The sequence below is a fragment of the Lentilactobacillus buchneri genome (assembly GCF_018314255.1).
Lineage (GTDB): Bacteria > Bacillota > Bacilli > Lactobacillales > Lactobacillaceae > Lentilactobacillus > Lentilactobacillus buchneri.
Window position 1 is genome coordinate 604769 of record NZ_CP073066.1, and the last position, 23743, is coordinate 628511.

A 23743-nucleotide genomic window follows, 5' to 3' on the forward strand; every position below is an offset into this window, starting at 1 on the left:
AGCGATTACTTCTTTTCAAGAATGTTATAAATGTGTAACATAACTGAAAAAATATCACTCCGACAACCGTCAATGAATAAATCGGAATGCGTAGCCAAATCGGCATCAGCCGATAACAAAAGGGTTCCATCAGCTCGATGGAACCCTCAAGATAATTGAAAAATTATTTAACAGCTCGTGAAACTGCCTCATTAACGTCAGCTTTTTCAGCTTGAACTAACTGAACCCGACTATCAATGACACTAATATCCATCTTGATTTCGCGAGTCAAACCAGGCGTTGGGATCTTTGGTTCAAAGAATTCTTTGAATTCAGCCAACCGTTGCGGTGTGTGGAAGATACCTGAAATAACGGTAATGTAGGTGGCAAATTCCATATCCCCACCAACCGTATCTTCGAGCCATTGCCAGTCTTTTCGAATCCAGTCCCAAGCAGCTTGTTGACCGTCATCATTGGCGAGGACCCCACGGAACCAGGCCCGCAAGTCTTGCGGTTTGATGGTGTCGGCATTCTCAAATTGACCAACCAACTTGGCAATCAAATCGGGGTCAGTGGTACTCGTCAAAGTAGCGCAAATGTCTTGCTTGTAACTGGCATCGGCAGTTTGCCGGTAAGCAGCCAATAATTTGTCAAATAAGGCTTGACTGCCAAAGTTCTTAACCTCATTTCGAAGGACAAACACCCGAATATCAGCAGATAAGCCGGCCAGACTGCCCTCGTTTTGTTTAAACAACGTATGAGCTGCAGCCATGGCATCAGCGTTTTCAGCATACAATGAAGCACTTAAAATGTACGGCCGAGTCAATTGGTCATCATTTGACTCACCAGCCTTAGGGGCAAAGCCCAGTCGATCAAGTTGGGCAGCACTCAGTCGATCGAAGAATTGCTTGAGTGCTTTTTCTTCATTAGATTTAGGAGTCACAAATTTCTTCAAATTGTTGGCAACCCGATACATTGCCGCATTGACAATGTTGGAATGGCTGTCCGCAAATTTTGGCAGCAACGGCACAATATTAGCATAGGAATTTTGACGACCATCAGCTAACAAACGGAGGTCTTGGAGAATCTGGAGCTGAGAAATCGCGTCCAGATCCGCCACATGATCAAGAATATCTGCCATTGAGGTTTCATCATATTGAATAATGAAATGTGAATTGTTACCAACATTCAAGAAGAATGGTTTGCCGTTTTCTTGACGCAACTGTTGATAATCACCGACTGTGAGTGTTTTATCAGCCATGATTTCAGGCACGGCGTCGTAATTGCTGTTAAGCGGAATCTGCCACTTGCGGTCGACATCCTTGCCGTCACCAATGAAGAATTGTTGTTGTGACAAGGTCAACTGGCCGTTTTGGACTTTGGCCGTCACAACTGGATATCCAGGCTGCTCCAGCCACGAGTTCATGATGGCACCCACGTTCATGCCAGAGGCGTCGCCCAAAGCCGACCATAAATCGGCACCGGTAGCGTTATGGAACTTGTGGGCGGCAAAATAATTCTTCAAGCCTTCCCGCAAGGCCTTGTCGCCAACCAAAGCTCGGGCCATTACTAACATTCTGGCACCCTTGGCATACACGATGGCCGAGTCAAAAATTGAATCGATCTCGGCCGGGTTTTCAACTTGGACGTGAACCGACTGAACACCATCGGTAGCGTCTCGTTGGAGAGCAGCCGGGGCTTCAGAGGTCTGGAAGACTTCCCAAATGTGCCAATCAGGCTCGATCGCATCGATTGCAACGTATTCCATCATGTTGGCAAAACTTTCGTTCAACCACAGGTCGTCCCACCACTTCATCGTCACCAGATCACCAAACCACTGATGAGCCAATTCGTGGGCGATCACGGTGGCAACCAGCTGTTTCATTTCAAATGAGGTGTTCTTGGGATCCAAGAGCAGGTAAGCTTCACGGTACGTTACCAAGCCCCAGTTCTCCATGGCACCGGCAGAGAAGTCTGGAAGAGCCAGCTGCCATGAGTGTGGCAATGGGTACGGTGTTTGGTAGAAGTCTTCATAAAATTCAATCGACCGTTTGGCGATATCCAAGGCAAAATCAAGCTCATCGGCCTTGTGCGCCTTGGTAGCAAACACACCAACTTTAACACCGCTCTTGGTGGTCGTTTCCTTACTCTGCATCTCACCAAATCCAAAGGCGATCAGATAAGTCGACATCCTCATGGTCGTATCAAAATAGTGAACACCATTTTCTGTGCGGACTTCCGGCATGTTGCTGATGATCGTCTCGCCGGCATGCTCGTCAAACTTAATGGCCAAATCAAAGGTGGCTTTGGCTTCGGGTTCATCGACACATGGAAAGGCCTGACGGGCAGCGGTGGTCTCAAACTGGGTTCCGATCAGCTGCTTCTTAACGCCATCAACTTCGTAATAAGATGGATAAATGCCCATCATCGTGTCAGTCAATTTGGCACTAAATTGAATGGCCAAGGTCACAACCCCAGTTGTCGGCAAATCAATATTGATTGCTTCCTGATCGTCGTCCTTACTAAATGAAACGGCTTTGCCGTCAGCTTGGACCGATTCAATATTGAGAAACTTTTGGTGAATCGAAATCGCGGTCGTCATCGCGTCACCTGTAATCGTAGAAGTCCCGGAAAATTCCTTGGTATCCCGGTTGATGTCCAGATAGATATTGTAATGACTTGGTTGAAATTTTTCGTAGAAATGGGTTAATTGTTCTGCCATGAGTTGCCTCCTTGAAAATTTGTTAATTATATTATACGACTCTGGCAACGCTTATGCGGCTCGAATGGCAAAACATTGATTTTTAGCTGAACATCCGCGTGACCAGTCGATCTTGAATCCGATCGGGAATCAATTTCAACAATTTGGCCGTCACTTGTTCTTGAAATCTTATCTGATAGCGTAACTTTGGTTTGCGCGTCATGGCCGCTTTGACAATCACTGGTGCCACATCGTTGGTAGTTGCCCGACTGTCCTTTAATGTCTTCGCTAAACGCTCGGCCACCCGCCGGTAGGGAGAATGGATTGGAGTAGCCGCCAACAGTTTATCCACGGCAATTTTCTGCCATCCGGTTGCTGTATTGCCTGGTTCAACCACAACCACATCAACTCCAAAAGGTTTAACTTCCAACCGCAAAATATCAGACATGGTTTCCAATGCGTGTTTGGAAATATGATACCAGCCGCCCAGTTGGGTATACATCAAACCCGCCAGAGAAGAAATATTAATGATGCGGCCGGACTTTTGGGTTCTCATCGTCGGTAAGACCAACTGAATTAATCGAACCAACCCGAATAAATTGACGTCCATTTGGTGTTTGGCTTCCTCGATTGTCACTTCTTCCAGCGCGCCAAATGAACCGTAGCCTGCAGAATTAACCAACACGTCAACTCTGCCATATGAATCCAAGACAAAGGCTACAAAGGCTTTCAGGCTTGACTCTTTGTTGACATCCAATTCATGAACCTTTCCGCCGAGTTCAGTCAGCACCTTCATTTGTTCAACATGTCGCGCACCGCCAACCACGTAATAGCCCTGCTTCAAAAGCAGTTTGGCAGCAGCCAGGCCAATCCCGGACGACGCGCCCGTCACAATCGCAACTTTTTTCATCAAAAAGACCTCCGTTTCATAAGCGATAACTCTATCGTTAATGCTTACTGTGTATAATAGCGATAGTCTTATCGTTTGTCAAGGTTGCAATGCCGGCACTTTCCAATATAATGAAGATATGAAAATTAAAACGACAGAACATTATAATCGGATTATTCAGGGTGCGACCGCCATTTTACTGACCGAGGGGTTGGCCGCTTTTTCGACCACTAAAGTCGCCAAACACATTCAAATGGCACAGTCGAATATCTATGTGTACTTCAAAAATAAAGATGATTTGCTGGTGTCGGTCTTTCGGTACCACCAGAAAAAGTACATTCAATTTTTAGTCGATCGCATTGATCTCTCCCTGCCACCCACGGATGCGCTTAAAAATTTGGTTTCAACACTCGATGAATTCCATAGCAGCGACAAAGAATCACTCGATGTTATTTGGTCAATTCGGCAGAGCACCACTTTACGGCAACTGATTCCAAAAGTCAGCGACGATCAAATTTTTATTGCCATTTTTCAGTGGCTGAAGGATTTGCAGCATCAAGGAACTGTCCGCCAACTACCGCTCATGTATCTCACCAATTTGGTCTTTTCCGCCATTATCGATTACTTTCAGTTAATTGATAGTAAGGAAATGTCACCAAACGAGCTGGCTATCGAGGAAATTGTCCCACCCTTATCAGCATTACTCTTTGTCTGAGAGAGGCTTGTCGGCCGGCCTGATTACTCGTATACTTAAATTCTGACGTGCTGGTGATTGAACAATCAGCACCAATTGATGCGAAATTCATTATTCTAGGGGGAATCGTCATCCAAAACACAAAATCTCAGCGTTGGGTCGGCCTGATCTCGGGACTGATTTTAAACGCCTTTGGCAATGCGCTAACCATTTCAGCGAACATGGGAAGTGCCGTTTGGACTGCTTCTGCTGTTAACTACAGTCACTGGTTCAATTTGAATGTTGGCATTATCCTGTTTTTTATCGGTTTTTTGAACACGGTCACCAACCAAGTCCTGCTGCGACATCCGGATTGGCCACGGTTCGTTGGCGAAATCCTCTATGTCTGCTTTTTTAGTTATTTCGTGAATATCTTTGCCCAACTTTTTGACCAAATTGGGATCGGCCAGTTACCAATTGTGATTCGGGGCATCCTATCATGTTTGGGGATTATCTTCTTCTGTACGGCCATCTCACTGTATCAGCGGGCAAATATTCTCATGCATCCAAATGATGATACCACCAATATTTTGCGGTTTATGTATTTGAAAAAAAGTGCCGTGGCTGCCCAGCTGGTCGATTTTGTTCCGCCAATTATCGCGATGGTGATTTCCTTTGCGGTGACCCACAATTTGTATGCCGTCAACGTCGGAACGATCTTTTCGATTCTTTTCAATGGCTTGATTATTCAAACCGCTGATCGATGGGTTTGGCCGACTTTGAAGCATAATTTTAAAACTTTGGGGAATGATTAGTATCGTCACCAATGTTCTACCCCTTCAATTGAATGGTCGCTACAGCCAAATGAAATCATAAATTGTCGGTAAATCCAGTTGCATCTTCCCGTTAATATGGTAAATTAAAACTAAATAAGTCAGACTTAATCGCTATTTAGAAAGGAGCTTGGACAATGATCTTTATGTTACTCATGCTATTTTTAGTGGGGTATTTGGTTCTAAATGTCAGTTGGCTGTTCATTAAGGCCTCGGCTTGGCTGATAATACTCGCAATTGGGTTTCTGATCCTGTCCAAACTGCTGGTAGTTGGGCTGATAGTCGCCGCCGTTTATGGCGTTTATCTGCTTTTTCAACGCTCACAAATTCAGCCATACAAGAATCGCCACTAATCCAATTATCTTGAAAATGTTTTACATAAAGAGAAATAAAATCATTCAATTGGTAGATTGTAAAATTAATCCGAACGCTGTTCGGGCAAAAAAGATCAGCTTCCTTTAAAATGGTGTTTACCACAAACCCATCTTTTAGGAGCTGATCTTTTGTCTAGTATAACCTATTCCGAACGAATTAAAATCGAAACCTTTTGTGAACTAGGGCTGTCCAATATCCAAATGGGCGTTCGGCTGAACCGATCACCGTCAACAATTTCTTATGAATTATCTCGATGTCAACCTTATCAGGCTGAATTAGCACAAACAGATGCCGAATACAAGCGATCACGATGTGGTCGGAAAACTAAGCTGAGCGATGAGTTAAAGCAAAAAATTCTCAACCATTTACGTCTAAGCTGGTCACCAGGAATGATTGCTCACGAATTTAAACTAGCTACTAAATCTATTTATAATTGGCTAAATCAGGGGAGAATTGATTTCTCCTTGAATGATCTACCTGAACATGGCGTACGCCAACGGCGTAACGTTGACCAACGATCCAAATATAATCAATCTTTGGGGCGATCAATTGAACAGCGTCCCATGATGATTAATCAACGTAATCGCATCGGCGATTTTGAACTAGATACAGTCGTTGGTCCTCGTGGGCATAGTAAGGCAGTTTTATTAACTTTAATCGATCGCAAATCACGGTTCCTTTGGGCATACCGGTTAAAAGATCGGACGACAGCGACTGTTAATGAAGCACTAACTAAGTTCCTAACCACTTTTAATGGTCCGGTGCACAGCTTTACTGTGGACCGTGGCACTGAGTTTAGTGGGCTAGTATCACTTGAATCACAATATGGTATTAAGACCTATTACTGCCATGCTTATACGCCAGCTGAGCGCGGCAGTAATGAACGATTTAATCGGAACTTACGCTATTTTTATCCTAAGGGGACTTATTTTGAGCACATTAGTGCTCAAGGCTTGAAAACCACCTTACTCGAAATTAATCAGAGACCACTTAAAATACTTGACTAGCAAACACCTTATCAGGTCATGCTGACCAATTTGTCAAAAAATTCGGATTAAATTTGCAATCTACCAATTGATCTTATTTCTCTTTATTTTTAGATAATTTTACGATTTTTTAAACTTTGTAACCGTTTTGATAGAAAATTTCTTTCATAAGGTATAGTATTACATTATTACTTAAAATTGAGGAGAGTTTTGATTATGAATTTACTTATTGCGTTACTTCCCGCCCTTGGTTGGGGGTTAATGCCACTAATAACCGGAAAAGTCGGCGGATCGCCAGCCAACCAAATCTTTGGAATTGGTGCCGGGACGACCATCATCGGATTGATTGTCTTCTTGGTGACCCGACCGGCCGTCAACATGACTGCGTTTCTTTTTGCAATCGTTTGCGGTGCTTTGTGGACGATTGGTCAAATCGGCCAATTCATTTCCTTCAAACGAATCGGCGTGTCCAACACCTACCCATTATCCACGGTGTTTCAGTTAGTTGGTAACTCGATTCTTGGCGTATTGATCTTTGGTGACTGGCAGGGAACTCAATCCAAAATCATTGGCTTCATCGCCTTGATTATTGTGATTGCCGGAGCGTTGTTAACGTCTGTCAGTGACGAAAAAGGCGGCAAAATTACCTTTAAGGACGCCACGTTCTTACTTTGCACCACCGTTGGTTACTGGATCTATTCGTCATTCCCTAACATTCCAATCATTAAGGCACAAAGCGGCACTTCCGTTTTCCTGCCAGAAATGATGGGCATTTTAATTGGTGCCGTTATTTTCGGCTTGTTCACCGACCGTCAATCATTTAAACAAAAAGAACAATACCTCAACATCATCGCCGGATTACTTTGGGGAGTCGCTGCGCTTTCCTACATTTACTCGGCTCAGGCAAACGGAAACACCTCCGCATTCATCTGGACGCAATTAAGTGTCATCATTGCCACTTTTGGCGGAATTACAATTCTGCACGAACACAAGAGTCGCCGGGAAATGATCTTTACCATTGCCGGCATCCTGTTGATTGTTGTTGGTAGTGTTGCCACCTCGTTTGCATAATTAATAGATCAGTTGAAGTTGAAAAGAGAGTGGGACTTAAGGCGTTTTGATCCCAGAATTTAAGCGCACAGATCGATTATTCCTGGTTTTGGAATGATTGATCTGTGCGCTTAAATGGCCGGGATCAGCCGATTGCCATGTAGGCTAGGCAAGCATGCTGGCCGTCGTCGCACGTTTTTGATAAATAATATGGGATCACAAGAAATAGAGGCCGAGGCAAAAGCGTATACTTTTGTCTCAGCCTCTTTTCTATTTGGATTTAAGGTTGTCCAATCCCACTCTTGGTAAAATCATTGAGCAGACGGGCGGTGACCCGCTTAAAGAAGTCCTTCATGAATAGGCCGACGATCAAGCCCCCAATCAGCATGCAGATCAGAACAAAGAAGTCCAAGACCACGGTACCAACATTGGGTCCACCAACGGCCTCGCGGAAGCCACTGACACTGTATGAAAATGGGAAAATCGGCTGAATGATTCTCATGAACAACGGATTCAACTGAATCGGGTAGATTGCCCCACTTCCGGCTAATTGGAAAGCGACCATCATCACTGCCAACGCCTTTCCTAAGTTACCAAACACCGACGCCATTGTATAAACGATTACCGAGAACGTCAGTGATGACACCACGCCGATCATCACCATTAGGAACAAACTTTCCACGTGAACCCTGAGAATAAAGACAGTTGAAAGGACAATCACCATCGTTTGAATCATCGACAAGGTGTTAAACAGCAGCATCTTGCCGATATATTCTTCACGCGGCCGCAAATTTTTGAAACGATGATATTTGGGCGCCGAGGTGTGCAGAACTGCGACCAGCATCGCACACCCTACCCAAATCGATAGGGCCATGTAAGTTGGTGCAAACGCCTCACCAAATGAACTGACCCGATAAATGTTCTCATTTTTGACGTTAAATGGTTGGGCCAGTGCGTTGCCCATCAACTTGGGATTGTTCTGGAGGATGCTGATAATGTTGGCAATATTATCGTCTGAAGTCAATTTCAACTGATTACTTGCCTGCAAAATCACGCCCTTATACTGGAGCAGTTGGTTCTCCAAGTTGCCGGTGGTGTCACTGACCAGTTGATTGCCTGAAATAATCGTATCCAACGACTTTTCGTTCAAGCTGCGAATGTCATTAACATTGTTCAAGACACCCGAAGCGTGATTGCTGGCTGACAGCAGGTTGCGTTGAATCCCGTTCAATTCTGATTTAACGTTGCGATTATAACTCGCCAGTGAATGATTCAGGCCGCTGGCAACTGAATAGGAATGACTGGCAATTCGCTGCTGCAGGCCGGTATTGGCCGTACTGCCTGAACTAAGCGCCCGCTGTAGTTGGGTGACTTGCTGAGACTGGGCATCCAGGAGATTCTTGACGTCATTGAGTTGGCTGATTAATCGACTCACCCCACTCAACCGCTGCGATTGATTAATCGTCTGCAGATAAGCAATTAATGGCGTAATCTGCCCTCTCAGTAACTTAATCTGCGACAAAATTTGACTGGCCAAACCAGTGGCCTGATTACGGCCGGCCGCAGAAGTCTGCTTGTTCAACTGATTGGTGAGGGACCGCAGTCGTGCGGCGTCAGTTTGAATCCCATTCAAGCTGGTTTGAACGTTGCCAAACGATTGGTTAACGCCCTGATTCACACTCCGAATCAACTGCTGGTTCGACGAGCCAATCGCTTGGTTAATATTGATATCCTGAGATGCTGAAATCACCGGCTTCAGTTCAGAAAAGACCATAGCCAGCCCGCTGGAGGCTTCACTGATATCTCCTAAGGTATTGGTTGCCAGTTCCATACTGTCTCCAAGATTGATAATCAGGTCCTTTAAATTGAGAATCTCGGATTCGTTGTCACCAGCCTTTTTACCAGCCACATTCAAATAGGTAAAAATGGTGCTGTTAACTTGGTATACGAATTGTTTTTTGATCGTGTTCAACAGCGTCTTTGAGGCGGCTTCGGTAATTTTGTAACTCATTGGACTGGCCTTGGTGTCAGCGATATAGTCGATGTGGGCCTTCTTCGGATTAGCAGTCACAATACTGCCCAAATCAGCCGAAAAGGTCTTGGGAATTTTGATTTCGGCGTAATACTTTCCAGCGCGAACTTTCTTTTGGGCAGTCTTTGAATCAACAAACCGCCAGCCGATCTGATTATTGTGTTTTAACTGGGCTATGATTTGCTTGCCCAAATTCATCTGTTTGCCTTGAACTGTTGTGCCTTGATCGTTATTAACGACGGCAACCGGAATCTTTTGAACCTCGTGGGAAGTATACGGATTCCAAATTGCTTTGACATTCACCAAAGTATAGAGACAAGGCAAAATACAAAGCGCGCTAATCGTCAGCAACGCTGCTTTGTACTTAAAAATTGCCTTGAGGTCCCGTTGGTAAATCAGTTTGATATTTTTAAACATTGTTCCATCCCTCAAATTTCCTTGCTACTTGTTTCTGTCGAAAAATGCATTATACTGATAATAACGCGTATGCGAATGATTAACAATGGTAACTATAGTTAACAACATTAACCTACTTTTATGAGGGAGCTATAATATTATGAAACATTCAGTTATTAAATGGATACTATCACTGACCATCTTAGGGGCGCTATTTGCTATTCAACCAACCACCGCGTCAGCGAAAACCACAGCGGCCAAGGTTACCAGCACCCAGACTTTAACCAAGGCACCCTACCGTGCAGTCAGTGGTTATCTGTACAGTTCGGCCAAATTAACCAAGAAGGTCCATAACGCCGACAATTATCCTTTAACCACCTTTTACGCTTCTAAATCGGCGAATATCCAACGGGCTAACGGCAACAAGGCAGTCTATTACTATGTCAAGAATGGTAACGGTAAGGTCGCCGGTTGGATCTGGCGCGGTCATCTGGTAAGAATGATCAATGTGACTCGTCAGCGACAACAACTGAATCAGATTATCGGCTTGATTGATACGTTGTCCACCAATAATAAGGACCAGCTGATTTCAATTCTCAACCTGATGAATCATCAAAGCACCCTGCCCGACTTGCTAACCCAGTTAAATAACTGGATCGAATCAATTCAAAATGATCCAGATATTGCCAAGCTCAATCAAATCTTTGAAATGATCAAATCCGATGGTCAAACACTCAATTACTTGTTCAGTGAGGGAATCAACAAGCTATATCCCAAGATCGTTGTCATTCATAACCTGAACAACCGCGTGTTTGCGCTCGCCCAAGGACTGCTTGATCGAATCAATTAAAAGGACCCATTTATGCGAACAATATTAACCTTACTCAAACGTGACTTACACAATATATTTCATAGCCGGCCGGTGTGGATAACCCTGCTGGCTTTTTGTCTGATTCCGGCCATTTATGCGGTCCCCAACATCATGGTCTCCTGGGACCCGTATTCCAAGGCCAATACCAGTCGACTGCCGATCGCTGTGGTGAATGACGATGAGGGCAGCACGGTCAATGGCAAGCAGCTGAATGTCGGCAAACAAATCGTCGGCGAACTCAAACAAAACCACGCCATCAACTGGATCATGACCAATGACTGGCAGGGAAACAATGGCTTGGATGAAGGAAAGTATTACTCGCTCATTGAAATTCCCAATGACTTTTCCAGCAAGTTGGCCACACTAGTTTCCACCAATCCTGAGAAGCCCAATATTATTTATAAGTCCAATGAAAAGTTAAACCCGGCCGCAACCAAAATTACCGGCCAGGCTGTCGACACGTTAACCGAGCAGGTGCGGGACAGTTTCATCAAAATCAGTACTAAAGCCGCCTTAAAAGAAATGAATGCCGCCGGAGCCAAGATTAACACCCACAAACCGGAGATTCTCCAAATTCGTTCCTCACTATTGGATGCCATCAACACGGTGAAGAAAACCAACGGCTATTTGGATAAAGCTAACAAAGACTCAGACAATGTCGAGCAATACCTGAAGACGGTCCAGGGAGACATCCCGAAAATCTCCAGTCAGATAACCGATCTGCAAAATGTTGTCAATCATGGCCGCAACTTAACCAAGGCCACCAAGCAATCTCTCAGTTCTGCGCAAAATGATTTATCAAACGGATTAAATGACCTTCAGTCAGATAATAACCGCATCAACTCATTGGTCGATGACATGCAGACTGGCGGACACGCTTCAAGTAAGTCGCTGTTAAACAGTGAAATTAATCAACTGGAAACGCTGAATGAGTCGACACTTACCGGCATCAATAATGCCCTGCGAATCGCCGATGTGTTGAACAACTTACTGCCAAACAATCAGACGACTTCGCTGATCAGAAGCCTCAGCAATGCCAAACAACACGTCCATGAGCAGCAGCGCAATTTAACCAGCCTGAAAAACGCTAACCAAGACAATCGATCGCAAAAATCAATTAATCAACTGATTAAGCAGCTCGCAAAAACGACCGATGCTTTGGGTAATAGTCTGACTAACGCGGGATCCACGTTCACCAACACGGTTAGCCAGGCGATTGACGACCTCAATGATACCTTGGACACCCAGTTGAACGGCAATGATGAAGTGCTGTCATCCTTAAGAACCCTGTTACCACAGCTAAATGCGTTAACTTCGGCTGGAAAAGCAATCAGTAAAATCTCCGTTTCCCAGGTCAATCGAATTAAACATCGCTTAAACGGCATTGAAGATAAACTGAACGACTTAAATGACCAAACCAAATTCATCAACGAAAAGAATTTGAATAAAATCATTAACTTATTGGGTGAAAATCCCAAGATTTCAAATTTGCTGGCATCCCCAATTACCTTGAAACAAAAGCAGCTGTATAACATGGGCCTCTTCGGCTACGGCATGGCGCCCTTTTACACAGTCTTATCCATGTGGGTGGGCGTCTTGCTCCTCACCACGATTGTCTCATGGAAATACCTGATTCCAGAAGACAAACGGTTTCCAAAAGCCAACCGGATTCAACAATACGTTGGTAAAGGCCTTCTGTATCTAATTCTGTCATTTACCCAAACCACCTTCATCATGCTTGGTGAACTGGTCATCATTGGACTGCGGCCACGAAGCTTGTTGGCAATGTTGGCAACTGCCTATCTGGCAACGACCGTTTTCACCATCATCATGTTCACGTTGGTCTATATGTTCGGTAATATCGGCAAAGTCTTTAGTGTCTTGATGATGATTGCTCAACTATTTGGAACCGGTGGTGTGTATCCACTTGAACTGATTCCTTCCCATTTGGCAAGCTTGGCACCGTTCCTGCCATTTACCTACGTCATCCAAGCCTTCAGAGAGGCCATTGCTGGGCCGATTCCAAGCGTCTATTGGCACGCAATGCTGATTTTGGCGGCGTTTGGCGGATTCTTCCTCCTAATGGCGCCATTGTGGCGGGTGTTCGTCAAACCACTTTCGAAGATGGAAAATGGGTTCCATAAGTCCCAGTTGTAAAATTAAATAAGTGTTTCAAAAAGGGCCCACAAAATCAGCAAATGGTTTTGTGGGCCCTTTTTGTACCAATTTACACGCCTAAAGGATTCTGCGCATATCCAACCCCCGGGCACTGCGGATGTTTTCAATCACAATTAACGCATTCTTATCTTCACTTTCGATGATCGGTACCAATTTGGTGACCCGCCGAGGACCAGCAATCATGTACAACATGTGCTGATCAGCATCACTATAATAGCCAGTGCCATTAAAAATCGTCATTTCCTGATTTAATTCTTTGGAAATGGTCACCGCAATTTGCCGGTACTTTGGTGAAACCACCAGAACGGCCTTTTTAGCACCAATATTCGCCAAAAACTGATTAGTGAACACGGAGTAAACGTAGAGGTAGATCACCGTTAAAACGGTATTGGTGAACCCAATAATCATGATAAACGGAACCACAATGAACAGGTCGAATATCAAACTCCCGGTACCCAGTGAGATGCCAAAAAAATAATTGAGAATCTTACCAATAATCGTATCTCCAGCAATTGTGCCGTTGAAGCGGAAAATCAAACCAATTGAGATCCCGGTTAAGGCGCCGGCTAACAGCGTCGGCACAATCAATTCATGGGTATGATATGTATAAAACACCGGAATTTTGAGGAACACCGTCATCCAGGCAATTGCCCAAATTGTCAGATAAGTGGTTTTCTTTTCAAACAACCTGTAGCCAATCACAATTAAAACAGCATTGATAAGGAGGTTTGACAGATATGACGGCACCCCAAAAGCATAGTACAACAGTGCTGTGATTCCCATCGCTCCACCTTCACCAAGGTGAGAAGGCAACAACAGATAGTTATAGGTCATCGAATAGATGAACGCCCCTACTGCTACCCCAATTAATTCGGTCGATTTAATATTTAGTTTTCGCCAATAATTCCAAATTGAATTCATTTCGCACCTCAATCTTGATATGTGATTTTCATTCTACCATTAATGGGGTGCGGTTGGCAGTCCCCCTTTCATTGTTTAGGCTGAAATCATGAAAATCACAGAAAATATAAAAAGTCCAAAATCAAAATCTGATTTTGGACTTTCATAATATCAATTAATTTGTTATTCCCATTCAATCGTTGCCGGTGGCTTGCTCGTAATGTCATACACTACGCGGTTAATGCCATCAACTTCGTTTACGATCCGAGTGGAGACATTTTGCAGAACATCCCATGGAATCCGTGCAAAGTCAGCGGTCATTCCGTCAACAGAGTTCACTGCTCGGATGGCAACGGTGTAATCGTAAGTTCGACCATCACCCATGACACCAACACTCTTAAAGCCTGGTAAAACGGTGAAGTATTGCCAGATATCGCGGTCTAAACCAGCTTTAGCAATCTCATCCCGCAGGACCCAATCGCTATCACGAACGATCTTCAGCTTTTCTGGAGTCACTTCACCAAGCACTCGAATGCCGAGACCTGGTCCTGGGAACGGCTGGCGCCAAACAAGCGTTTCTGGCATTCCCAATTTTTCACCAATTGCCCGGGCTTCATCCTTGAACAACGTGTTCAAAGGTTCGATCAACTTAAACTTCATGTCTTCTGGCAGGCCGCCAACGTTATGGTGAGACTTGATTGTCTGAGCAGTATCAGTTCCACTCTCAACCACGTCAGTGTACAACGTGCCTTGGGCCAAGAAATCAATGCCGTGAAGCTTGCTGGCCTCATCGTTAAACACTTGGATGAACTCATTACCAATAATCTTGCGTTTCTTTTCAGGATCTGTGACACCCTTCAACTTGGAAAGGAAGCGGTCCTGAGCGTCCACTTTGATAATGTTCAAGCCGAATTTGCCGACCAAACTATCCATGACCTGGTCAGCTTCGTTCTTGCGCAACAAGCCGTGGTCAACAAAAATACTTGTCAGTTGCTTACCAATTGCTTTGTGCAAGAGAACACCAACAACACTTGAATCAACTCCACCAGAGAGACCCAGCAGCACTTTCTTGTCGCCAACTTCTTCTCTGATATGTTGAATCTGCAGATCAATGAAGTCATCCATTGACCAGTTGGCCTCTGCATGGCAGACGTTGAAAGCAAAGTTCTTCAAGATGTCGTTACCATACTTGGTATTTCTAACTTCAGCATGGAACTGAATCCCATACAAATTACGCTCAACATCCTGCATAGCAGAAATTGGGCAGTCACGACTGGTGGCAACTGTCTCAAAGCCTTCAGGAACTTCATTAACCAAGTCCCCGTGACTCATCCAGACTGGCTGCTCACGTGGGGTTCCCTTGAAGAGAACTGCATCATCAGAAGTAATCTGAATATCAGCATGACCGTACTCGGAATTGGAAGCCTTCTCGACTTCACCATTAAGGGTATATGCCATAATCTGCATGCCATAACAAATTCCCAAGATTGGAATTCCCAGCTTGAAGATGTCTGGATCAACCTTCAAAGCGCCATCTTCGTACACACTATTTGGACCCCCGGAGAAAATAATTCCCTTGGGGTTCATGTCTTTGATCTGTTTTGCGGACAATGCGTGGGACTTAAGCTCAGAATATACGCCTAAGTCACGGATCCGTCTTGTAATCAGTTGGTTATACTGACTACCGAAATCCAGCACTAAAATCTTATCGAAGCTTGATAAGTCAACGTTTGCCAAATCATACACCCTTTCAAAGTTCTTACATAAATAATAAACGATTCACCTAGGTTTGGTCAACATTATTCTGAAAATCCAAACATTAATATTTTCTCAGGTACAACCGATCGATCAAATGATTGTCCGTCTTGTGCATTATCATATCAGCTCGCGAGCGAGTTGGCAGGATATTTGCTCGGAGGTTGGGCAGGTCGATGGTGTCCCACACTCTGCGGGCCATATCAAAGGCCTCCTCACGATCCCCTTGCGCGTAATCATAGTAATAGTTGTCGGGATCTTGGAAGGCCGTGTCCATCAAGCGGCTGAATCGTTCCAAGTACCACTTCTCAATCAAATGGACGTCAGCATCCATATAAATCGAAAAGTCGGTGAAGTCGCTGATATAAATCTGCTCGTTGCTGGGTAACTGCAACGTATTGATTCCTTCAATGATCAGCACGTCCGGGCGATCGACCAACTCAAAGCGGTTGGGAATGATGTCATAACTTTGATGGGAATACACCGGTGATTTGGTGACCGGAACTCCCGACTTGACCTCGTTCAAAAATGCGATTAACTTGCGCATATCATAGCTCTCAGGAAACCCCTTCTTGTCATAAATCCCGCGTTGTTTCAGCTCGGCATTCGAATAGAGAAACCCATCGGTCGTAATCAACTTAATCGTCTCGCCGGTGAAGTAATTGGAAAGCAGTTCCTCAAGCACCCGGGCCGTGGTTGATTTTCCAACCGCGACACTTCCGGAGATTCCAATAATAAACGGCACGGTTCGCACCTTTTTGCGCAGGAACCGGGCCTTGGTGGTCTGCCATTGATCAAAGTTGTTTTTCTGCAGGCGAATCATGTGCACCAACGGTTTGTAAATGTCAGCAACGTCCTGCAACGAGATTTGGTCGTTGAAGGCCTTAATGTGCCGCAGTTCGTTAGACGTCAACGGCAAATCGACTTCATTGTCATTATTAAAATGTTTCCACTCATCTTTGGTGAATGAATAATAGTTTATTAAATCATCCATGCATTTTCTCCGCTTATTCTTTACTCAACCAAATAAGTATAACATTTTCAGACTGCCCCGAGAACCGGAGATATGTTTTCACTTGAAGTCCGCCAGCCGACATAAATTAGGTAATAAAAAATCGGACCATTTCGATCCGACTCATGCTTAATTCAACTCATATTCATCTTGGGGCACCGTCTCAAAAATTGGTGACAACGATTTGACTGCCACAACCGTCAATCGGTGCATTGCCCGGGTACAAATCGTATAGACCAGTTGGCGATCGCTTTCGTCCGGGTAGCAGGCCTTCGAAGCATCCCACATAATCACACTGTCGAATTCCAACCCTTTGGCAAGGTATGAAGGCACGACAATGATGCCCTTCACCAAACGCTGATTTTCAGTTCGAATCAATGTTGACTTGACACCCAGTTCAGCGAGTTTGCCACTCAGCTCTTGACATTCTTTCAGTGTCTTGCCAATGATGGCCGTCGTTTCATGGTCGGCCAAGTTCAACTCGGACTGCTGTTTAACCTGCTCAACTGCAGCATCAACCCCGTCCTTGACGTAAATGTGCGGCAGGTCGCCTTGACGGTTGAATGGAATAATATTCTCACCATTGGTCAACAGGTGCTTGGTAAAGTTGGTAATCTGTTCTGTTGATCGGTACGACTTGGTCAATTGAACCACGCGGGTCTTATCCTCAGGGAACATGCTGCCAAGTTCGCCCAACAATTTACGGCTGTTTTCATGGGTGAAAATCGCCTGGTTCAAATCACCCAGCAGCGTGAATCGCGCCCTTGGGAAACTGAATTTTAAGAAGGCCAATTGAAAGGCTGAATAATCCTGCACCTCATCAATAAAGAGATAACGAATATCTTTATCGCCACGTTTACCAGTCATCAAGTCGTACAAGTAAATGTACGATGACGCATCAGCTAATGACAATCTGCCCTTCTTCAAACGGCCGACGGTGGCTTTGATCTCTTCGGCCCACAACTCGTTAGAAATGCCAAAATCAGCCAGATTGAGGATCTTTGGCATCTCTTTAAGCATATGAACAAACTGGTTATTGATACTCAACCAGTGGTTGCGAGAAATTTGCCGCTGGACTTTTCTAAATGACTTGATAACAATCCGTCGGGCCAGGAACTTGAATTCCTTATCGGCATTGAGAATTTCTTCTTCACCTTCGGCATGGAACTGTTGAATTTCTTCTTTAGATAGGTTTTGAACGGCATCTTCAACCCACTTTTTCCGCATTTCGACGTGAATCTTGCGGTTAAGAATCTTCATCAATTCTTCCTTGGTTGACTCCAGTCGGTTGCGGAGATTGTAGTTCTCATTGAAACCATAATAGATTTCAGCGATCTTTTCTTTTGGAATCAGAATGTCACCGTTAAACATCAGGTTTCTAAAGCGCATGTCTTCCTTATTCAAATGGTTAGCGTAAGCACTGACTGCTCGGAAATAATCCAAGCTGCCTTTGACGTCGGTCAGCTTCTGGGCAGTCTTGTCCAGCTGCTCAGTAAAGCGCTCAGACAAGGTTTCAACTTGGACACTCGGCAAACGATGTGAACTATATTGATAGAACGTCATCTGAACCATATTCTGCTCGCCCAGTTCAGGGAGCACCTGGTTAATATAATCATTAAACAGTTGGTTCGGTGAAAATAAAATAATTTGGCCGGAATGGAGGTTGCCGCGGTATTGGTAGAGAAGAAAAGCAACTCGCTGCAACACAGCGGCCGTCTTTCCGGAACCCGCTGAGCCTTGGACAAACAGTAAATCAGAATCGGTATCCCGAATAATCTGGTTCTGTTCTTTTTGAATGGTGGTCACGATGCTCTTCATCTTGGTGTCCGAACGGTTGCTCAAGGCATCCAGGAGCATCTGGTCACCCACGACTTCTTCGGTATCGAAAACTGTTTTGATCTTTGAATTTTCAATTTGGAATTGGCGCTTTAATTTGACATCAACGGTCTGTTCACCGTCGGGGGTCATGTAACTGACATCGCCGATCCCACCGTTGTAATAGATACTGGAGATCGGTGCCCGCCAGTCATAGATCAGGTAGTGGTCGGGCCGGTCGGTAAACGATGCCATGCCAATATAGATGGTCTCGTCTCGTTTTTCGTCCCCTTCACGAAAGTCAATCCGTGCGAAATAGGGGTTCTGCTCAAGCTTGTTGAGCGTCCCAAGTTCTCGGGCGGCATGTTCCTGGCGATTTTCACGTTCAGAAAGCATTTGCTGTTGCTGCCGAATGGACATGGCAGTTTCCATCATCCCGCTGTACGTTTCAGTTTTGAGCCGAACATCATTGTTGAAATTGCGATTGATATCTTTAACATCCCGCTTGGTCGCCTTAATCTTTTGCTCAAGGTCCTTTTGGGAAATGTGGATTTCATCAATGACGTGGTCCAAATGGTGTTGTTCTTGTGTTTTGATATTATCTGCCATTATTTACCCCCTATAACTTGACTTAATAGTTTAGCATAAAAACGGTACCAATTCAAAAGACATTATCGTTTCTGGCTTAACGGTAACTTAAATGGCCTGACATTGTTAATTGGTATACTTGCCATTCGACCGATACACTATGGTATAATTGAGATGTTTTAAATAATTGTATACTTAGGAGGACACATATGACGATCTCACTATATTTTGTTAGACATGGTCAAACATACTTAAACAAATACCACCGTATCCAAGGAGTGATCGACTCACCCTTAACCGACAAGGGAATTGCCGACGCAGTGGCAGCTGGCAAGCGGCTTTCACAAATCAAATTCGATGCGGCGTACAGCAGTGATACTTCCCGGGCAATCAAGACCGGCCAATTGATCTTGAAAGAAAACCCGGCAGCAATCAAGGATCCAGTGCCAACCGGTGCCTTTCGTGAACTGAACTTTGGCTACTACGAAGGTGAAGATGACGTCAAAACCTGGCATACAATTGGCGGCCCCATCGGGATCAACTCGTTTCATGGCTTAATTGCCGAATTTGGTATTGAAAAGGCCGAGGACATGATTGCGGCGGCTGATCCATACAAAGATGCCGAAAGCGGCGGAACGTTCTGGAAACGGCTTAAACTTGCCATTGATCAGGTAGTGGCCGATGCCCAAGACGGTGACAAGATTTTGTTGGCCACCCATGGCACCCTCATCCGAAATGTGGTTGCCAAATTCAGTGACATTCCAGTCGATGTGTCAACCAAAAACGGTAGTGTCACTAAGGTCAACTGGGACGGCAAGAGCTATTCGGTTGAGTACTTTAATAATGTGAGTGAAGATTTATAGAAGAAACCCAAACAGCCGCGAGCAAAATTCTGCTCACGGCTGTTTTATATTATTTAACTGGATTGAATCAGTCTCCTCAGCTGTCAAACCAGCCCCTATTGTTCGTTGAACCGCTTCTTCAATTTGGCCTCGCTAAACGCCATCAAACTATCCGGGTCAACTTGATATTTGTCGCAAAGAATCAAGACTTGATCCATCACATCGGCCAATTCTTCATGCAGATTTTCATTGCGTTTCTCCCTGGTCTCATGTTCACCTGGATGATCGCGGCCGATTTCAATTGCTCGGATCGCCCGGGACAATTCACCGACTTCTTCAGTTAAAAAGTTCAGGCGAATGAACGAGGAGTATTTGTACCAATCTCGTCGCTTGTAAAAATCGACCAGCCAATCTTGATGCTGCTTTAACGTCATTAATCATCACTCCATTGTCTTATGTCTACTTAAAATCATACACCTCAATGCTTGGTTTTCCAGGTCAACAAACTAATGGCCGTACAAACAACACTCGGAATCACGAAGTTCGGTACCATCAAGTCGGCAATCGTCTCAGAACTAGCCAACGCCCAGCCAAAAAGTGAAATGGCAAAAATCAATTCAAGCACCAACCAAGTTGCTATGTACGGGTGTTCAGTGAATAATTTATCAATCATCTCCTAATCTTAGTAAACCACATAAATTTGAAGAAAATATGACCATTCTACCCACCTGTGGTCTGTTATAATAAGGGCAACAGGGGGTTCACATCATGAAAAAAATTTTGCCAGCCGCAATCATCGGACTCGCCGGTATTTTGCTTCTCACAGGCTGTGGGAACAAAAAAGCCGACATGCAGGATAAAACGACGGCCAATCCCAATGCAACCAAATTAAATCACTTGTTGTCACCGGCAACCGCCAAGGTCCCGGAAGATTCGCAGACAACGACCGATAACCAGCTTTATTCCCAATTTTATAAGAGCAAGGGTCAGTGGTACTGGAAACTATCTTCCAAACAAGCCGGGACCATTGATAACAGTAAAATCAAATCACTTAGCGCCACTGACCAAAAAGATGTTTATAATTTCTCCATGGTCAGCAACCAGCGCAAGTCTTACACCCTTAAATTCAATTGGATTAACGGCGGCCACCAAGCTTATACTGTCAATGCCAGCTACCATCATGTCAACAGCAATTTCATCTTGGCAGACGCCAATACTGACACTGATTGGCAGACAGGTGCCCCACAGGCCGTCCAGGGAACTTGGGCAACCGACTTCGTCAACAACTCAGGTAGCGACGCGCAAAAGCTGCCTTATACCAAACAATTTTTGAACATTACCAGCTCCGCTATCAGCAGCTTCACCAATGAATATGACACCAACCACCGGCTTTACAACTCAGACACGATTGCTAAAGCCAGCAATGTTTCCTACAAGCAAACCGGCGATGACACTTACGTCTTAAAAGCCTACGGCAATGACCAAACGCCAATCGTTTATAACATCAGTGTCCAAAGTAACAATCAAATTGAAGTGAATGGGCTGACCTCGGGCAGTTTGACCATGAGCAAATCAGCCACTACTGAACCAACCACTGGTTCACAGACGGCCAGTTCGCAGTCCCCATCAACGACCAGCGGCTCGACTGCCAATCAAGCAGCGACAACCACCAACCACCTCACCGATCAACAGGTGGTCAACTGGATTTGGCCTTACGTAAAAGCCAAGTATCCAAATATGGCCGTCGATTCAACCGACTTTACCTACATGCCACAGATGAGAAACGGTCAACTGTACGTCAACGTTTTGGAGAATCACAACTCTCAAGCATTTAAGAAGAGTGGCGTTGATACCGGCACTAATCCACAAGTCGCCAGCTTTAGGGTCACCGCCAGCGGTGCTTTGGAACAGATGGACGCAACGACAGGTGACTGGGCAGTTGTTTCCAATAGCTATGGCGGATAGCAATGACCATCTAATTTAGTTTTAAAAATTCAAAAAGTACCCACTCCTCAATCGGGAATGGGTACTTTTTTGTCGGACCAGACGCACTGTTAATGCGTGCTGGCTATTTTACCTTGATAATCCTTATCAATATGTTCGTAATGATCAACTTTGTATTTCAGCTTATCGTAGGATGCCTGCATTTTAGCCAGGCGTTCACTGACGGATGCCAGCTGTTCGTTCAAGAGATCTTTGCGTGCCTGAACAGTCTGCTTGCCCTGCTTAAACAGAGAAATATAGTCAATCAAATATTCAACACTGACACCGGCGTCTCGCATACACATCGCAAAAGAGACCCAGTTCAGATCTTCTTGATCATAGTTTCGATAACCGGCTTGATCCCTGGAAACAGCGGGAATCGCACCAACCCGCTCCCAGTATCGGAGCGTGTCGGCGGCAACACTAAATTTTTTAGAAACTTCGTTAATTTTCATCAGCTCACCTCATTACTAACTGATGATAAACCTTGAAGTGCACTTTAAGACAAGCATTTCCTACAGTTTGATAACGAGCGAGTCGTTAACCAGTTAATCCTCGTTAATCGGCGGCAGCTTTTTAATCAATTTTGCCGGAACGCCGCCAACCATTGCGTTGTCTGGAACATCTTTGGTGACCACTGCGCCGCCGGCAATCACAACGTTGCTGCCAATGGTGACGCCGGGCATAATCGATGCCTTACCACCAATCCAAACATCGTTGCCAATCTTGACCGGGAACCCCTGAGCCATATACTTTCGTCGCTGAAGGGCATCAACCGGGTGATTGACCGTATAAATACCGACGTTGGGGCCGATCATGACATTATGCCCCATTGTGACTGGTGCGATATCCAAGATGGTGAGATTATAGTTACTCAAAAAATCTTCTCCGACCGAGATATTTTTGCCGTTATCACAATTAAAGGTTGCCTGAACGGACACCCGCTCACCGGTTTTCCCAAAAATCTGCTTAATTTTAGCTGTTTGTTTATCGGATTCAGTTGCCGGAATTGAATTAAATTCCCGGCATAACTTGGCCGCCCTGGCCTTTCTGGCAGCAATCTCATCATCTAGGAAATAATAAGGTTCACCAGCATCTAATTTTTCTAATTCAGTCACTTCAAATCCACTCCTTATAGCCTAACTGATCAGTATGTCTGGCAGTTGCGACGAGATTCACATTTTCTTGTTGTGCCAAGTAAGCGGCCAATGAGTGACCAAATCCAGTTGAAGTGCCAGTTACAAACCATGTTTTATTTGTCATTAGATTTTCTCTCCTTGTTTGATTAGATTACACATTCATGCTACAACTTTAACCAAGGTTTAAGTCAAGTCAAAATATTGGAAAGAGGTATCCATATGTATTCTATTGGAGATGTGGCAAAAATCATGGGAATCAGCACGTCGGCAATTCGCTTTTACGACCGCAAGGGGCTGTTGCCCTTCGTAGAGAGGGATGACGCCGGCAGACGAAAATTCAAACCAAATGATTTGAATTTCCTGGAAGTCATCGACTGTTTAAAACAAAGTGGCGTTCCGATCAAAGATATCGGCCATTTCATCAGTCTGTGCATGCAGGGGGACGGCACCTCGAAGCAACGCTATGACTATTTGGATCAAGAAGAAGCTGCCCTGCAGTCAAGCATCGATCGGATGAAGTCGCAGCTCGCTTTCCTGCGCTATAAAAAATGGTGCTACAAAACATCCGTGGAAGCCGGTACCGAATCAATTCACTTCGCCCCGGGTTCCAACGTTGTTGATCCAAAGACCAAAAGTCAATATCAAGAAGCATTGCAGCACTGTACCGACTTACGTGACTTGATTGATCTTAAGCAATCTAAAGCTGATAACTAAAGCAATCAAAAACGGTTTCTCAGATGATTTGA

General features: G+C 44.7%; 21 protein-coding genes and 1 pseudogene. 10 read left to right on the top strand and 12 right to left on the bottom strand.

Annotated elements, in window-relative coordinates; translation table 11 throughout:
• Positions 1–163 precede the first annotated feature (163 nt).
• Together KE627_RS03125 and KE627_RS03130 are read right to left on the bottom strand one after the other, a co-directional pair.
• Positions 164–2701: a M1 family metallopeptidase gene (locus KE627_RS03125; RefSeq protein ID WP_056938784.1), complete on the bottom strand. Its 2538-nt coding sequence runs from the start codon at positions 2699–2701 to the stop codon at positions 164–166.
• A gap of 82 nt (positions 2702–2783) precedes the next feature.
• Positions 2784–3590 carry an oxidoreductase gene (locus KE627_RS03130; protein WP_013728578.1) on the bottom strand — a complete coding sequence of 269 codons (807 nt, stop codon included), beginning with the start codon at positions 3588–3590 and terminating at the stop codon, positions 2784–2786.
• Positions 3591–3708: 118 nt separating this feature from the next.
• Between KE627_RS03130 and KE627_RS03135 the strand changes: the two genes are divergently transcribed.
• The 5 genes from KE627_RS03135 (at position 3709) to KE627_RS03155 (ending at position 7507) form a co-directional block, all read left to right on the top strand.
• Positions 3709–4284 (top strand): TetR/AcrR family transcriptional regulator, encoded by a 576-nt coding sequence (locus tag KE627_RS03135; protein ID WP_056938783.1) that lies wholly within the window; start codon positions 3709–3711, stop codon positions 4282–4284.
• A 92-nt stretch (positions 4285–4376) separates the two neighbouring features.
• Positions 4377–5057 carry a DUF6198 family protein gene (locus tag KE627_RS03140; RefSeq protein WP_082602308.1) on the top strand — a complete coding sequence of 227 codons (681 nt, stop codon included), beginning with the start codon at positions 4377–4379 and terminating at the stop codon, positions 5055–5057.
• Between the two features lie 155 nt (positions 5058–5212).
• Positions 5213–5428, top strand: coding sequence for a hypothetical protein (locus KE627_RS03145; protein WP_013728581.1), 216 nt, complete (start codon positions 5213–5215; stop codon positions 5426–5428).
• Positions 5429–5578: 150 nt separating this feature from the next.
• Positions 5579–6457 (top strand): IS30 family transposase, encoded by an 879-nt coding sequence (locus tag KE627_RS03150; protein ID WP_211772866.1) that lies wholly within the window; start codon positions 5579–5581, stop codon positions 6455–6457.
• 195 nt (positions 6458–6652) lie between these two features.
• Positions 6653–7507 carry a GRP family sugar transporter gene (locus tag KE627_RS03155; RefSeq protein ID WP_013728582.1) on the top strand — a complete coding sequence of 285 codons (855 nt, stop codon included), beginning with the start codon at positions 6653–6655 and terminating at the stop codon, positions 7505–7507.
• 259 nt (positions 7508–7766) lie between these two features.
• On the opposite strand, the gene KE627_RS03160 is transcribed toward KE627_RS03155, so the two are convergent.
• Positions 7767–9935 carry a YhgE/Pip domain-containing protein gene (locus tag KE627_RS03160; protein ID WP_056939173.1) on the bottom strand — a complete coding sequence of 723 codons (2169 nt, stop codon included), beginning with the start codon at positions 9933–9935 and terminating at the stop codon, positions 7767–7769.
• A 139-nt stretch (positions 9936–10074) separates the two neighbouring features.
• On the opposite strand from KE627_RS03160, the gene KE627_RS03165 reads away from it, so the two are divergent.
• Entirely contained in the window at positions 10075–10764 is a 690-nt protein-coding gene (locus tag KE627_RS03165; protein ID WP_013728584.1) for a hypothetical protein, read from the top strand.
• Positions 10765–10776: 12 nt separating this feature from the next.
• Positions 10777–12942, top strand: coding sequence for a YhgE/Pip domain-containing protein (locus KE627_RS03170; protein WP_056939172.1), 2166 nt, complete (start codon positions 10777–10779; stop codon positions 12940–12942).
• Positions 12943–13020: 78 nt separating this feature from the next.
• On the opposite strand, the gene KE627_RS03175 is transcribed toward KE627_RS03170, so the two are convergent.
• From KE627_RS03175 to helD, 4 genes are all read right to left on the bottom strand, one after another.
• Positions 13021–13884: a YitT family protein gene (locus tag KE627_RS03175; RefSeq protein WP_013728586.1), complete on the bottom strand. Its 864-nt coding sequence runs from the start codon at positions 13882–13884 to the stop codon at positions 13021–13023.
• A 162-nt stretch (positions 13885–14046) separates the two neighbouring features.
• Positions 14047–15600 (bottom strand): glutamine-hydrolyzing GMP synthase, encoded by a 1554-nt coding sequence (gene guaA, locus KE627_RS03180; RefSeq protein ID WP_013728587.1) that lies wholly within the window; start codon positions 15598–15600, stop codon positions 14047–14049.
• An 82-nt stretch (positions 15601–15682) separates the two neighbouring features.
• Positions 15683–16612 carry a type I pantothenate kinase gene (coaA, locus tag KE627_RS03185; RefSeq protein WP_056939171.1) on the bottom strand — a complete coding sequence of 310 codons (930 nt, stop codon included), beginning with the start codon at positions 16610–16612 and terminating at the stop codon, positions 15683–15685.
• 147 nt (positions 16613–16759) lie between these two features.
• Positions 16760–19054, bottom strand: a complete 2295-nt coding sequence (helD, locus tag KE627_RS03190) for an RNA polymerase recycling motor HelD (protein ID WP_056939170.1) — start codon at positions 19052–19054, stop codon at positions 16760–16762.
• A gap of 188 nt (positions 19055–19242) precedes the next feature.
• On the opposite strand from helD, the gene KE627_RS03195 reads away from it, so the two are divergent.
• Positions 19243–19896 (top strand): histidine phosphatase family protein, encoded by a 654-nt coding sequence (locus KE627_RS03195; protein WP_013728590.1) that lies wholly within the window; start codon positions 19243–19245, stop codon positions 19894–19896.
• Between the two features lie 95 nt (positions 19897–19991).
• Here the strand turns inward: KE627_RS03195 and KE627_RS03200 are convergent, their stop codons facing one another.
• Together KE627_RS03200 and KE627_RS03205 are read right to left on the bottom strand one after the other, a co-directional pair.
• Positions 19992–20309 carry a MazG nucleotide pyrophosphohydrolase domain-containing protein gene (locus KE627_RS03200; RefSeq protein WP_013728591.1) on the bottom strand — a complete coding sequence of 106 codons (318 nt, stop codon included), beginning with the start codon at positions 20307–20309 and terminating at the stop codon, positions 19992–19994.
• Positions 20310–20353: 44 nt separating this feature from the next.
• Complete coding sequence (locus KE627_RS03205) at positions 20354–20548, bottom strand: hypothetical protein (protein WP_041805730.1); 195 nt, start codon at positions 20546–20548, stop codon at positions 20354–20356.
• A gap of 95 nt (positions 20549–20643) precedes the next feature.
• On the opposite strand from KE627_RS03205, the gene KE627_RS03210 reads away from it, so the two are divergent.
• Positions 20644–21840, top strand: coding sequence for a hypothetical protein (locus KE627_RS03210; RefSeq protein WP_013728592.1), 1197 nt, complete (start codon positions 20644–20646; stop codon positions 21838–21840).
• Positions 21841–21929: 89 nt separating this feature from the next.
• Here the strand turns inward: KE627_RS03210 and KE627_RS03215 are convergent, their stop codons facing one another.
• From KE627_RS03215 to KE627_RS03225, 3 genes and pseudogenes are all read right to left on the bottom strand, one after another.
• The gene (locus tag KE627_RS03215) at positions 21930–22313 is read right to left on the bottom strand and encodes a MerR family transcriptional regulator (RefSeq protein WP_013728593.1); all 384 of its coding nucleotides are present in this window, start codon (positions 22311–22313) and stop codon (positions 21930–21932) included.
• 93 nt (positions 22314–22406) lie between these two features.
• Entirely contained in the window at positions 22407–22976 is a 570-nt protein-coding gene (locus KE627_RS03220) for a sugar O-acetyltransferase (protein ID WP_056939169.1), read from the bottom strand.
• A 16-nt stretch (positions 22977–22992) separates the two neighbouring features.
• Positions 22993–23121, bottom strand: a pseudogene (locus tag KE627_RS03225) (short-chain dehydrogenase); the annotation flags it as partial.
• A gap of 95 nt (positions 23122–23216) precedes the next feature.
• Between KE627_RS03225 and KE627_RS03230 the strand changes: the two are divergent.
• Entirely contained in the window at positions 23217–23711 is a 495-nt protein-coding gene (locus KE627_RS03230; protein ID WP_211772867.1) for a MerR family transcriptional regulator, read from the top strand.
• Positions 23712–23743: the final 32 nt, after the last annotated feature.

Bases quoted from the DNA above. Each gene is read 5' to 3' on its own strand.
- KE627_RS03160 (WP_056939173.1), bottom strand. From the start codon at position 9,935: ATGTTTAAAAATATCAAACTGATTTACCAACGGGACCTCAAGGCAATT.
- KE627_RS03195 (WP_013728590.1), top strand. From the start codon at position 19,243: ATGACGATCTCACTATATTTTGTTAGACATGGTCAAACATACTTAAAC.
- KE627_RS03130 (WP_013728578.1), bottom strand. From the start codon at position 3,590: ATGAAAAAAGTTGCGATTGTGACGGGCGCGTCGTCCGGGATTGGCCTG.
- KE627_RS03175 (WP_013728586.1), bottom strand. From the start codon at position 13,884: ATGAATTCAATTTGGAATTATTGGCGAAAACTAAATATTAAATCGACC.
- KE627_RS03165 (WP_013728584.1), top strand. From the start codon at position 10,075: ATGAAACATTCAGTTATTAAATGGATACTATCACTGACCATCTTAGGG.
- KE627_RS03215 (WP_013728593.1), bottom strand. From the start codon at position 22,313: ATGAAAATTAACGAAGTTTCTAAAAAATTTAGTGTTGCCGCCGACACG.
- helD (WP_056939170.1), bottom strand. From the start codon at position 19,054: ATGGCAGATAATATCAAAACACAAGAACAACACCATTTGGACCACGTC.
- KE627_RS03155 (WP_013728582.1), top strand. From the start codon at position 6,653: ATGAATTTACTTATTGCGTTACTTCCCGCCCTTGGTTGGGGGTTAATG.
- KE627_RS03200 (WP_013728591.1), bottom strand. From the start codon at position 20,309: ATGACGTTAAAGCAGCATCAAGATTGGCTGGTCGATTTTTACAAGCGA.
- KE627_RS03230 (WP_211772867.1), top strand. From the start codon at position 23,217: ATGTATTCTATTGGAGATGTGGCAAAAATCATGGGAATCAGCACGTCG.
- KE627_RS03125 (WP_056938784.1), bottom strand. From the start codon at position 2,701: ATGGCAGAACAATTAACCCATTTCTACGAAAAATTTCAACCAAGTCAT.
- KE627_RS03145 (WP_013728581.1), top strand. From the start codon at position 5,213: ATGATCTTTATGTTACTCATGCTATTTTTAGTGGGGTATTTGGTTCTA.
- KE627_RS03135 (WP_056938783.1), top strand. From the start codon at position 3,709: ATGAAAATTAAAACGACAGAACATTATAATCGGATTATTCAGGGTGCG.
- KE627_RS03170 (WP_056939172.1), top strand. From the start codon at position 10,777: ATGCGAACAATATTAACCTTACTCAAACGTGACTTACACAATATATTT.
- coaA (WP_056939171.1), bottom strand. From the start codon at position 16,612: ATGGATGATTTAATAAACTATTATTCATTCACCAAAGATGAGTGGAAA.
- KE627_RS03210 (WP_013728592.1), top strand. From the start codon at position 20,644: ATGAAAAAAATTTTGCCAGCCGCAATCATCGGACTCGCCGGTATTTTG.
- KE627_RS03205 (WP_041805730.1), bottom strand. From the start codon at position 20,548: ATGATTGATAAATTATTCACTGAACACCCGTACATAGCAACTTGGTTG.